Source organism: Legionella clemsonensis (assembly GCF_002240035.1).
Classification (GTDB): Bacteria; Pseudomonadota; Gammaproteobacteria; order Legionellales; family Legionellaceae; genus Tatlockia; species Tatlockia clemsonensis.
On sequence record NZ_CP016397.1, the window covers coordinates 2,979,496 to 2,992,500 of the forward strand.

A 13,005-nucleotide genomic window follows, 5' to 3' on the forward strand; every position below is an offset into this window, starting at 1 on the left:
TAGCCAAGTCTATGCCTCCAAAAAGTAGTTGTCAGAAATATCGCTCGAATGATTAGTCATGTTCCAGTTCGATATCGATACCCAAGGCCCTTATTTCTTTCAATAAAACATTGAAAGATTCAGGCATACCAGGATCCATACGGTGGTCACCATCAACTATATTTTTATATATCTTCGTGCGTCCTCCGACATCATCTGATTTAACTGTTAACATCTCTTGCAACGTATAGGCAGCACCATACGCTTCCAACGCCCATACTTCCATTTCCCCAAAGCGCTGTCCTCCAAACTGAGCTTTACCACCCAGTGGTTGCTGCGTTACCAAGCTGTAAGAGCCAGTAGAGCGGGCGTGCATCTTATCGTCTACTAAATGATTAAGCTTAAGCATATACATATAGCCGACTGTAACTGGATTATCAAATTGCTTACCTGTTCGGCCGTCGTATAAAATGGTTTTACCATCTGGACGCAGACCAGCCAATTCAAGCATATCTTTAATCTCTTTTTCACTGGCACCATCGAATACAGGCGTTGCCATAGGGACTCCAGCACGCAGGTTATCAGCCAGGATCATAATTTCTTCATCACTCAGACTATTTAAATAGATGCGCTTTTGCCCATCGTGATTATAAATTTTATCTAGATAAGCTCTTATTTCAGTGACAGAATGTTGCGAATCAATAAGATCAGCTATTCGTTGCCCAAGACCTTTGGCAGCTAATCCTAAATGAGTTTCCAATACCTGACCTATGTTCATACGTGAAGGCACCCCAAGTGGATTTAACACGATATCAACAGCAGTGCCATCAGCCATGTGAGGCATATCTTCGACGGGAACAACAATAGAAATAACACCCTTGTTTCCATGACGCCCTGCCATCTTATCACCTGGCTGAATACGACGCTTCACCGCCAAATAAACTTTAACAATCTTAAGCACACCAGGCGCTAAATCATCGCCTTGAACAATTTTTTTGCGACTATCATTAAAACGCTTTTCCATCTCCTTGCCGAGTAACTCCATTTGTTTGGATAGCTGCTCTAATTGCTGACTAGTTGCCTCATCATCAACACGAATATCAAACCACTTCTCTCTACCCACTTTATCTAAATAATCAGCGGCTATTTTAGAACCTGGTTTAATACTGCCTGGACCGCCAGTAGCAATTTTATCGAGTAATAAATTACTCACGCGGTGATAGATGTCTTCTTCACGGATACGTCGTTCATCAATTAAATCTTTACGTACTCGAGCTAGATGTTCTTCTTCGATACTTTTAGCACGTTCATCCTTTTCAAGACCATCACGAGTAAAGATTTGAACGTCAATCACTGTTCCATTCATTCCAGAAGGAACACGCAAAGAAGAATCTTTTACATCTGACGCTTTTTCTCCAAAGATTGCTCTAAGCAATTTTTCTTCAGGGGTTAATTGCGTTTCTCCCTTTGGTGTTACTTTACCTACTAGGATATCTCCAGCACTAACCTCGGCACCAATATATACAACACCAGACTCATCCAGACTAGCCAGTGCTGACTCACCAACATTAGGAATATCAGCGGTAATCTCTTCAGTACCTAGTTTTGTATCACGAGCAATACAGGTTAATTCTTCAATATGAATAGTGGTAAATCTATCTTCTTGAACTATACGTTCTGAAATAAGAATAGAATCCTCAAAGTTATATCCATTCCAGGGCATAAAGGCTACTAACAGATTTTGGCCCAATGCAAGTTCTCCCATATCTGTGCAAGGACCATCAGCCAGGATATCTCCACGCTGAATTCTGTCACCAGTAGAAACAATAGGACGCTGATTAATACAAGTATCCTGATTTGAGCGGAAGTATTTGGTCAGGTTATAGATATCAACCCCAGCTTCACCGGCAGTGGTCTCATCATCATTTACACGGACGACAATACGTGACGCATCAACTAAATCAATTATTCCACCTCGTTTGGCAACGACTGAAACGCCAGAATCGGATGCTACAGTTCGCTCCATTCCTGTACCAACCAGTGGTTTTTCTGAACGTAATGTTGGGACTGCTTGCCGTTGCATGTTTGATCCCATAAGCGCACGGTTAGCATCATCATGCTCCAAAAAGGGAATTAAAGAGGCAGCTACCGAAACGATTTGTTTTGGTGAAACGTCCATATAATTAATTTTATCGGGCGTTGTTAATGAAAATTCATTTTGATGTCGGCAAGGTACTAGATCAGCAAGAATATTTCCTTTTTCATCCACGGGAACAGTAGACTGAGCAATATACTGGTCAACCTCTTCAATTGCAGAAAGATATTCAATTTCATCGGTTACTCGACCGTTAATAACTTTACGGCAAGGTGTCTCAATAAAACCATAATCGTTTGTTCGTGCATAGACAGACAAGGAATTAATCAATCCGATATTTGGACCTTCGGGTGTTTCAATCGGACATACGCGACCATAATGGGTCGTGTGTACGTCGCGAACTTCAAAGCCTGCCCGCTCTCTCGTTAAACCACCTGGGCCAAGTGCTGAGACACGGCGTTTATGAGTCACACCTGAAAGAGGATTAACTTGATCCATAAATTGTGATAACTGGCTTGAACCAAAGAACTCTTTTACAGCCGCTGAAACCGGTTTTGCATTGATTAAATCTTGTGGCATTAAATTTTCAGACTCCACCAGACTTAAGCGTTCTTTAACAGCTCGTTCAACACGAACCAGACCAACGCGAAATTGATTTTCTGCCATTTCTCCAACGCTTCTTACACGTCGGTTACCTAAATGATCAATGTCATCCACCATGCCGATACCATTGCGAATATCAATCAAAGTCTTAATGACCGCAAGAATATCTTCTTTAGCTAAGGTACCTGGACCTGTATCTTCTTTTCTGCCCACACGACGATTGAATTTCATACGACCTACTGCAGAAAGATCATAACGGTCTTCAGCAAAAAATAAGTTTTTAAATAATGCTTCAGCAGCTTCTTTGGTTGGAGGCTCACCTGGACGCATCATCCGATATATTTCAACCAATGCTTCCAATTGACTGGTAGTTGGATCAATTCTAAGAGTATCAGAAATATAGGAACCATGATCCAAATCATTGGTATAAATTGTTTCAAAACTAAGAATACCATTATCAGCTAATTGATCTAATAATTCAGCAGTTACTTCATCATTCGCTTGAGCCAATACTTCACCAGTATCAGTATTAACAATATTTTTTGCTAAAACTTTGCCTATTAAATAGTCTCTAGGCACAACAAGATCCTGCATGTTGCTCTTTTCCATTAATTTAATATGGCGAGCAGTAATTCGACGACCCTGTTCAACAATTAATTCACCAGTTTCGGGAACGGCTATATCAAAAGAAGCTATTTCACCACGTAGTCTTGCTGGAATCAGGTTAATATGAAATTCACCATTCCTTAGTTGACAAAGCGTTGTTTCAAAAAATTCGGCGAGAATATCCTCAGCTTCATATCCTAAAGAGCGTAATAGAATAGTAACGGGTAACTTGCGACGCCTGTCGATTCTTACAAACACACAGTCTTTGGGATCAAATTCAAAATCTAACCATGAGCCACGGTAAGGGATAATGCGGGCTGAATACAGGAGTTTACCTGAAGAATGTGTTTTGCCGCGATCATGCTCAAAGATTACGCCTGGAGAACGGTGTAATTGGGATACTACAACACGCTCTGTACCATTAACGACAAATGTACCTACATCAGTCATTAAAGGAATTTCGCCCATAAATACATCTTGTTCACGAATATCTTTTATGGGTTTGGGCTCGCCTGCTGCGTCCTTATCTAAAACCACCAACCGAATTTTTACACGTAGTGGTGCTGAATAGGTCAAACCTCTGAGCTTACATTCACGTACATCAAAAGCTGGTTCACCAAGCTTATAGCTAACATATTCCAGTCTTGCATTTCCAGAAAAACTTTCTATAGGGAATACAGATGAGAACGCAGCATGCAAACCTGTCCTCTGCCCATTACCATTAGGGTCAGTTTCTAAAAAATCTCGATACGATCTTAGCTGGATTTCAAGCAGATTCGGAATTTCCATCTTATCTGCCTGCCTACCAAAGCTTTTGCGAAATCGTTTTTTCTCAGCATGTGAATATTGAGGTTTAGCTTCTGCAATTGCCATGGTGGTTCCTCTGTAAAATTATTGATATCATCAAACACACAAACCCAGCCATGAAAACATGGCTGGGTTCTTAAATTTATCTACAACGGTATTATTTAACTTCGACAGTCGCGCCAGCTTCTTCAAGCTTTTTCTTAATTTCAGCGGCCTCGTCTTTAGATACACCTTCTTTAACAGTTGAAGGAGCACCTTCTACTAGATCTTTAGCTTCTTTTAAGCCTAATCCGGTAATTTCACGAATTGCTTTAATAACACCTACTTTGTTTGAACCAAAGCTGCTCATCACCACAGTGAATTCAGTTTTTTCTTCGGCAGCAGCAGCACCACCAGCAGCAGGTGCAGCAACAGCTACAGCAGCAGCGGCAGCAGAGACATTGAATTTCTCTTCCATTGCTTCGATAAGTTCAACAACTTCCATTACAGTCATGTTAGAGATTGTTTCAAGAATCTCATTTTTTGATACAGCCATTTCTAGCTCCTAAGTTAAAAATTATAAAGATTATGTGGTTTATTACTGCTTGGTGTCTTTGATTGCAGCTACAGTCCTTACCAATTTGGCATGAGGTTCTGCAAGCGTACGGACAAATTTTTCTATTGGTGCTTTCATCACATACATTAGTTTAGCCAAGGCCTCATCGCGAGTAGGCAAGCTAGCCACAGCTTCAAGTTGATCTGGACTATATACTTTTCCACTCACAGCTAATGCTTTGATTTCCAGCTTATCAAATGATTTCACGAACTCCTTTAACATTCTTGCTGCATCACTCGGAGCTTCGAGAGATAAAGCAATAAATAAAGGACCAACCAGCTTTTCATTTAAACAAGCAAATTCAGTGTTTTCAAACGCGCGACGAGTTAGCGTATTAGGTACTACTCGTAAATAAACACCAGCTTTGCGTGCTTCACTACGCAGTTGGGTCATTTGATTCACAGTTAAACCACGATAATCAGCAACGACTGCCGAAATAGCCTTAGAAGCAACATTTGTTACTTCTTCTACAACGGCTTTTTTTGCAGCTAATGTTAATGTCACGTTACTGACCTCCTAAGTTGCGCAAATCATAAATGATTTGACAGTTATGGTGGCCGTCTCAGAAAACTCAGAGTCGGTTCACCGTCTGCGCAGGATATTAAGCCTGTGGCACCTGCGGTCTTCGACGGCATCGAACCATGTCTATGCCGTGAAAGCTGTTTTAAGGGCGATATATATTACACAGGTATTGTAGCAATATCAATAGGCAAGCCTGGCCCCATTGTTGTAGACAGGGATATTTTCTTAAAATAGACACCTTTTGCTGAGGTGGGTTTTGCCTTTCGCAAATCGACCATCAATGCAGCAATATTTTCAATCAAATCTTCAGCGGAGAAGGTAATCTTCCCAACTGTACAATGTATAATACCATTTTTGTCGGTCCTATATCGTACTTGTCCTGATTTAGCATCATTTACAGCTGCTTCAACATTTGTTGTCACAGTACCAACTTTGGGATTAGGCATTAAACCACGAGGACCAAGAATTTGCCCTAATTGCCCTACAATTCGCATTGCGTCGGGTGTGGCAATCACTACATCAAAGTCCATTTCTCCTGCTTTGATTTGTTCAGCCAAATCTTCAAAACCAACTATATCTGCACCAGCATTTTTAGCTTTTGTAGCATTATCACCTTGTGCAAACACTGCAACTCGTACTTTTTTGCCGGTACCTTTTGGTAAATTTGTTGATGAACGAACAACCTGATCTGATTTACGAGGATCAACACCCAGATTCACGCTAATATCCACACTTTCCTCAAAATTTTTACTAGCAAATTCTTTTAGTATAGCAATTGCTTCTGATGCATTATAAAGGTGATTTGCTTTCACCTCTTCCCTTATTTTCTTTTGTTTCTTACTGATAGCCATTGGTAACCCCTTATTGCAAATCCTCAACTTCGATACCCATACTGCGAGCAGTACCTGCAATACTACGGACTGCTGCCTCCAAACTACCTGCAGTTAAATCAGGTTGTTTCATCTTAGCAATATCTTCGAGTTGAGCACGTTTTAACTTAGCAACTTTCTTGGTATTTGGGGTACCACTTCCACTTTGAATACCAGCGGCTTTTTTCAAGAGAACAGAAGCCGGAGGAGTTTTAGTGACGAATGTAAAGCTACGATCGGAATAAACTGTAATTACTACCGGTGTAACCAGACCTGGTTCGATATTTTGGGTGGCAGCATTAAATGCCTTGCAAAATTCCATAATATTCACACCACGTTGTCCTAAAGCAGGACCAACAGGAGGACTTGGATTTGCCTTTCCAGCTGGTATTTGTAGTTTAATATATGCTTCTACTTTTTTAGCCATTATTACTCCTTACGGGTATAACGCTATTTCACTATTAGCACCTAAGTAGCTGCAGTTACTATAGCTCCCCAATTACACACACAAAATTAAGTCTTTTCGACTTGACTGAATTCGAGTTCAACCGGAGTTGAACGACCGAATATTAGTACCGCCACTCTTAGGCGACTTTTCTCATAGTTAACTTCCTCAACAACACCATTGAAGTCAACAAAAGGTCCTTCTTTAACACGAACAACTTCACCAGGCTCAAACAGGATTTTAGGTTTAGGCTTTGTGACACCTTCCTCTACTCGCTGTAAGATTGCTCTAGCCTCTTTGTCCGTAATTGGTGTTGGTGTCTGACTTGTTCCACCAATAAAACCCAAGACACGAGGAATAGCTCGAATCATATGCCATGTTTCATCATCCATCACCATATGAACCAGTACATATCCAGGAAAAAATTTTCGCGTACTCTTTCTCTTTTGACCTGCACGCATTTCAACAACTTCTTCCGATGGAACAACTACTTCACCTATCTTTTCTTGTAGGTGATGGCGCTCTGCGCGTGATTTAATTTCGCGCATGACAAAATTCTCATAGCCTGAATAGGCATGAACCACATACCATTGTTTAGTTTTATGCTCTTCCACCGTATTTTCAACCTAAATGTGTTAATTTAGCGATTGCCCACATCATTGCAGAGTCTACACCCCAAAGAACAAACCCTGTTACTGCAACCATGATCATAACAATAGATGTGGTTTGAACAGTTTCCTGGCGTGTTGGCCAGACTACCTTTTGTAATTCAATTTTAGCTTCTTTTGCAAATGCAAAGGCTTGTTTTCCTTTGGAAGTAAAAAATCCTAAGACAGCAACTAAAATAAACCAGCCAATCCAGACCATAGCTTTGATAGGCGCTGTAAAATCAAAATAATAGGTTCCTAAAAAGGCAAAAATTGTGACCAGCAAAATACCGAACCACAATATAATTTCTTTAAAACTTAACTTAGAAGCGCTTGAATTTTTCATATTTATCTAATTGTTGGCAGGCCAGGAGGGAATCGAACCCCCAACCTGCGGTTTTGGAGACCGCCGCTCTGCCAATTGAGCTACTGGCCTAACATTAGCATATTTGTGTGAAGCCATGGCTTCACACTTTCATCATTATCACTCAATAATTTTTGCGACTACACCGGCCCCAACTGTGCGACCACCTTCACGAATTGCAAAACGCAATCCTTCGTCCATAGCAATTGGTGAATGCAAGCTAACTGTCATCTGCACATTATCGCCTGGCATTACCATCTCTATACCACTGGGTAATTCACATGAACCTGTAACATCAGTCGTCCTGAAATAAAACTGGGGACGATAGCCATTGAAAAATGGTGTGTGACGACCACCTTCATCTTTTGACAGAACATAGACTTCTGCTTCAAACTTCGTGTGAGGCTTGATTGTGCCTGGCTTAGCCAACACTTGACCACGCTCGACTTCGTCTCGCTTCGTACCACGTAACAATACACCAACATTATCCCCTGCGCGTCCTTCGTCCAGCAACTTGCGGAACATCTCTACACCTGTACAAGTCGTCTTTTGCGTGTCACGGATTCCTACAATCTCTACTTCTTCACCTACTTTGATGATTCCACTCTCAACACGACCTGTTACAACTGTTCCTCGGCCAGAAATCGAGAATACATCTTCAATCGGCAACAAGAAACTCTTGTCGATATTTCTCACCGGCTCAGGAATATAGGAATCCATCGTCTCTACTAATTTCTCAATAGCCGGTACACCAATCTCGCTGGTATCTCCTTCCAATGCTTTCAATGCTGAACCAACAATAATGGGAATATCATCTCCTGGAAACTCATAACTACTTAACAAGTCACGGACTTCCATCTCTACCAATTCTAACAACTCCGGATCATCAACCATGTCCGCTTTGTTCATAAACACTACAATATAAGGCACACCTACCTGACGTGACAACAAAATATGTTCACGGGTTTGTGGCATCGGACCATCCGCCGCTGATACTACTAATATAGCGCCGTCCATTTGAGCTGCACCTGTAATCATGTTCTTTACATAGTCAGCATGGCCAGGGCAATCCACATGGGCATAGTGGCGGTTCGCTGATTCATATTCAACGTGCGCAGTTGATATCGTTATCCCTCGCTCTCGCTCTTCTGGTGCCGCGTCAATTTGATCATACGCCTTCGCTGTTCCACCAAATTTCTTTGCCATAATTGTGGTAATCGCTGCAGTCAAGGTGGTCTTCCCATGGTCTACGTGACCAATCGTTCCCACGTTTACGTGCGGCTTCTTACGCTCAAACTTTTCCTTCGCCATCGAAAGATCTCCCCATTAAAAGTTGATACCTGTATGGTGCCCACAACTGGACTCGAACCAACGACCTCTTCCTTACCAAGGAAGTGCTCTACCACCTGAGCTATGTGGGCTTTTTAGCCACAGTCTGTCTATAAACAGGCTGTCAAAAACTTGGAGCGGGTGATGGGAATCGAACCCACGCTATCAGCTTGGAAGGCTGAAGTTCTACCATTGAACTACACCCGCCTGCTCACTTTTTTCGTCTGCACAATACTGGTGGAGGGGGAAGGATTCGAACCTTCGAAGGCAGAGCCGTCAGATTTACAGTCTGATCCCTTTGACCGCTCGGGAACCCCTCCCAAAAGAACGCCATTGTCTTTCATGGCATGACTAAAGTCAATAGCCTTAGTCCAGTAATGAGGACTAGATCTAGATGGTGCTGGCACCAGGAATCGAACCCGGGACCTACTGATTACAAGTCAGTTGCTCTACCTACTGAGCTACGCCAGCAATACTCTTTCTCACTACGTGCCTTAGCTACAGCTATCTTATAGCCAATTAAGCAGCACATTATTCGCGACTTTGGCGAATTACTACTTATAATAAAACCCTGGCGATGACCTACTTTCGCATGAGGAAGCCTCACACTATCATCGGCGCTGGTCTGTTTCACTTCTGAGTTCGAGATGGAATCAGGTGGTTCCAAACCGCTATGGTCGCCAGGAAAACTGGTTTTCCAGCTGGGTGGACAGGATTGTTTTATTCTCTGTCTTACCAGCAGGCTGGTAAAGAAGTTAAGGGCAACACAAGGTTGACTCGTTTAATCGTTTGTTGCCATACCCTGAAGCAATTCAGGTTATATGGTCAAGACAATCAGCCAATTAGTACGAGTTAGCTTCACACATTACTGCGCTTCCACACCTCGCCTATCAACGTCGTAGTCTTCAACGGGCTTCATGGGAAAACTCATCTTGAGGGAGGCTTCCCGCTTAGATGCTTTCAGCGGTTATCCCGTCCGAACTTAGCTACCCGGCAATGCAACTGGCGTTACAACCGGTACACCAGAGGTTCGTCCACTCCGGTCCTCTCGTACTAGGAGCAGCTCCTCTCAATTTTCCTACGCCCACGGCAGATAGGGACCGAACTGTCTCACGACGTTCTAAACCCAGCTCGCGTACCACTTTAAATGGCGAACAGCCATACCCTTGGGACCTGCTTCAGCCCCAGGATGTGATGAGCCGACATCGAGGTGCCAAACACCGCCGTCGATATGAACTCTTGGGCGGTATCAGCCTGTTATCCCCGGAGTACCTTTTATCCGTTGAGCGATGGCCCTTCCATTCAGAACCACCGGATCACTAAGACCTACTTTCGTACCTGCTCGAGCCGTCACTCTCGCAGTCAAGCACCCTTTTGCCTTTACACTCTTGGTACGATGTCCGACCGTACCGAGGGTACCTTTGTGCTCCTCCGTTACTCTTTGGGAGGAGACCGCCCCAGTCAAACTACCCACCATACACTGTCCTCAACCAGGTTTACTGGTCCAAGTTAGAACCTCAATAATAACAGGGTGGTATTTCAAGGTCGGCTCCATGCGAACTGGCGTCCGCACTTCATAGCCTCCCACCTATCCTACACAGTTATCATCAAAGTCCAGTGCAAAGCTGTAGTAAAGGTTCACGGGGTCTTTCCGTCTAGCCGCGGGTACACTGCATCTTCACAGCGATTTCAATTTCACTGAGTCTCGGGTGGAGACAGCGTGGCCATCGTTACGCCATTCGTGCAGGTCGGAACTTACCCGACAAGGAATTTCGCTACCTTAGGACCGTTATAGTTACGGCCGCCGTTTACCGGGGCTTCGATCAACCGCTTCGGATTTCTCCTAACAGCATCAATTAACCTTCCGGCACCGGGCAGGCGTCACACCCTATACGTCTTCTTTCGAATTTGCAGAGTGCTGTGTTTTTAATAAACAGTCGCAGCCACCTGGTCTCTGCGGCCCTCACCAGCTTCGTTTCGCAAGGAAACTAACCAGCAAGGGCGTACCTTCTCCCGAAGTTACGGTACCATTTTGCCTAGTTCCTTCACCCGAGTTCTCTCAAGCGCCTTAGTATGCTCTACTTGTCCACCTGTGTCGGTTTGCGGTACGGTTCTCTATAAGTTATGGCTAGCAGCTTTTCCTGGAAGCTTGGCATCAATGACTTCCCTGCACCCCGTAGGGTCAGGACCACTGTGCACCTTAGCGTTATCAAGAGACCGGATTTGCCAAGTCTCTCCGCCTACATGCCAGTACCGGGACTACCAACGCCCGGCTCACCTAGCCTTCTTCGTCCCCACTTCACCACTTATAGAAAGTCCAGGAATATTAACCTGGTTCCCATCGACTACGCTCTTCAGCCTCGCCTTAGGGGCCGACTCACCCTGCTCCGATTAACGTCGTGCAGGAAACCTGGGACTTCCGGCGAGAGGGTTTTTCACCCTCTTTATCGTTACTCATGTCAGCATTCGCACTTCTGATACCTCCAGCAGACTTCTCAATCTACCTTCTTCAGCCTACAGAACGCTCCCCTACCACGTGCACTAAAGTGCACATCCGCAGCTTCGGTGTATAGTTTTAGCCCCGTTACATCTTCCGCGCAGGCCGACTCGACCAGTGAGCTATTACGCTTTCTTTAAAGGATGGCTGCTTCTAAGCCAACCTCCTGGCTGTCTGGGCCTTCCCACATCGTTTCCCACTTAACTATAACTTCGGGACCTTAGCTGGCGGTCTGGGTTGTTTCCCTCTTCACGACGGACGTTAGCACCCGCCGTGTGTCTCCCGTGATTCAATTAGCCAGTATTCGGAGTTTGCATCGGTTTGGTAAGCCATGACAGCCCCCTAGCCGAAACAGTGCTCTACCCCCAGTAATCATTCACGAGGCGCTACCTAAATAGCTTTCGGGGAGAACCAGCTATCTCCGGGCTTGATTAGCCTTTCACTCCTAGCCACACGTCATCCGATAATTTTTCAACATTACCCGGTTCGGACCTCCAGTTGGTGTTACCCAACCTTCATCCTGCACATGGCTAGATCGCCCGGTTTCGGGTCTACTCTCAGCGACTCGCGCCCTATTAAGACTCGATTTCTCTACGGCTTCCTTATTCAGTTAACCTCGCCACTAAAAGTAACTCGCTGACCCATTATACAAAAGGTACGCAGTCACACTTCCTAAAAAATGCTCCCACTGCTTGTACGCAAACGGTTTCAGGTTCTATTTCACTCCCCTCTCCGGGGTTCTTTTCGCCTTTCCCTCACGGTACTGGTTCACTATCGGTCAGTAAGGAGTATTTAGCCTTGGATGATGGTCCACCCGTCTTCAACCAGGATTTCACGTGTCCCGGCCTACTTGTTCGCATGCCTAGTTCTTCATTACCATGTCGTATACGGGACTTTCACCCCCTTCGGTCAGTCTTCCCAGACTGTTCTACTTCTGATAATGATAAATCATGCCAGGCTCTTCCCCGTTCGCTCGCCGCTACTTAGAGAATCTCAATTGATTTCTTTTCCTTCGGGTACTTAGATGTTTCAGTTCCCCGAGTTCGCCTCTGCACCCTATGTATTCAGATACAGATAACCTACTCACGTAAGTTGGGTTCCCCCATTCGGACACCTCTGGATCAACGCACGTTTCCAACTCCCCAGAGCTTTTCGCAGGATTCCACGTCCTTCTTCGCCTCTTACTGCCAAGGCATCCACCGTTTGCGCTTCTCTTCTTGACCATATAACCTCAATCACCTCTTTGCTTCAGCTTTTTCCTTGACTCTTCGTTATCGACACTCTCTCACTCGGTCACATACATTAGTATGTTCCCTCACTCGTTCGCATCGATGCCTCAATTCAAGCAAAAATCTTCGCAAATTATCCTTAGGTTATAAACTGACAAAAGATTAATACTAATTCGCTTGTGTTTACCCTTCTTCTTTACCAAATTGTTAATGAACGCCTGGATTAACCAGATTAAAGCAATCTCTTTTAAAATCACTTTGATCTGATGCATCCTACAGAAACGTTGGTGGTGGGTCTGAGTGGACTTGAACCACCGGCCTCACCCTTATCAGGGGTGCGCTCTAACCAGCTGAGCTACAGACCCATTTTTTTGCTGCGGCCTTTTACTTTACTCGTCGTTATATTGATTCTTTCGCT

Annotated in this window: 8 protein-coding genes, 6 tRNA genes and 2 rRNA genes; all 16 read right to left on the reverse strand. The window is 44.1% G+C overall.

Annotated elements, in window-relative coordinates:
• Positions 1-52: 52 nt before the first annotated feature.
• On the reverse strand, positions 53-4,156 hold the full coding sequence (gene rpoB, locus clem_RS13280) for a DNA-directed RNA polymerase subunit beta (RefSeq protein WP_094091991.1): 4,104 nt from the start codon (positions 4,154-4,156) through the stop codon (positions 53-55).
• 91 nt (positions 4,157-4,247) lie between these two features.
• Complete coding sequence (gene rplL, locus clem_RS13285; protein ID WP_094091992.1) at positions 4,248-4,625, reverse strand: 50S ribosomal protein L7/L12; 378 nt, start codon at positions 4,623-4,625, stop codon at positions 4,248-4,250.
• Between the two features lie 42 nt (positions 4,626-4,667).
• Entirely contained in the window at positions 4,668-5,189 is a 522-nt protein-coding gene (gene rplJ, locus clem_RS13290) for a 50S ribosomal protein L10 (protein ID WP_094091993.1), read from the reverse strand.
• Positions 5,190-5,365: 176 nt separating this feature from the next.
• Positions 5,366-6,058 carry a 50S ribosomal protein L1 gene (rplA, locus tag clem_RS13295; RefSeq protein ID WP_094091994.1) on the reverse strand — a complete coding sequence of 231 codons (693 nt, stop codon included), beginning with the start codon at positions 6,056-6,058 and terminating at the stop codon, positions 5,366-5,368.
• A gap of 10 nt (positions 6,059-6,068) precedes the next feature.
• Complete coding sequence (rplK, locus tag clem_RS13300) at positions 6,069-6,503, reverse strand: 50S ribosomal protein L11 (RefSeq protein ID WP_058448291.1); 435 nt, start codon at positions 6,501-6,503, stop codon at positions 6,069-6,071.
• An 86-nt stretch (positions 6,504-6,589) separates the two neighbouring features.
• Complete coding sequence (gene nusG / locus clem_RS13305; protein ID WP_094091995.1) at positions 6,590-7,135, reverse strand: transcription termination/antitermination protein NusG; 546 nt, start codon at positions 7,133-7,135, stop codon at positions 6,590-6,592.
• A 7-nt stretch (positions 7,136-7,142) separates the two neighbouring features.
• Positions 7,143-7,514, reverse strand: a complete 372-nt coding sequence (secE, locus tag clem_RS13310; protein WP_094091996.1) for a preprotein translocase subunit SecE — start codon at positions 7,512-7,514, stop codon at positions 7,143-7,145.
• 14 nt (positions 7,515-7,528) lie between these two features.
• Positions 7,529-7,604 (reverse strand) — tRNA-Trp (locus clem_RS13315).
• Between the two features lie 48 nt (positions 7,605-7,652).
• Positions 7,653-8,843, reverse strand: coding sequence for an elongation factor Tu (gene tuf / locus clem_RS13320; RefSeq protein WP_094091987.1), 1,191 nt, complete (start codon positions 8,841-8,843; stop codon positions 7,653-7,655).
• Between the two features lie 34 nt (positions 8,844-8,877).
• Positions 8,878-8,953 (reverse strand) — tRNA-Thr (locus tag clem_RS13325).
• A 41-nt stretch (positions 8,954-8,994) separates the two neighbouring features.
• Positions 8,995-9,068 (reverse strand) — tRNA-Gly (locus clem_RS13330).
• A gap of 28 nt (positions 9,069-9,096) precedes the next feature.
• Positions 9,097-9,181: transfer RNA gene (locus tag clem_RS13335), tRNA-Tyr, on the reverse strand.
• 75 nt (positions 9,182-9,256) lie between these two features.
• Positions 9,257-9,332: transfer RNA gene (locus clem_RS13340), tRNA-Thr, on the reverse strand.
• A gap of 98 nt (positions 9,333-9,430) precedes the next feature.
• A 5S ribosomal RNA gene (gene rrf / locus clem_RS13345) occupies positions 9,431-9,546 on the reverse strand.
• 136 nt (positions 9,547-9,682) lie between these two features.
• Positions 9,683-12,581, reverse strand: a 23S ribosomal RNA gene (locus tag clem_RS13350).
• Between the two features lie 294 nt (positions 12,582-12,875).
• Positions 12,876-12,952: transfer RNA gene (locus clem_RS13355), tRNA-Ile, on the reverse strand.
• Positions 12,953-13,005: the final 53 nt, after the last annotated feature.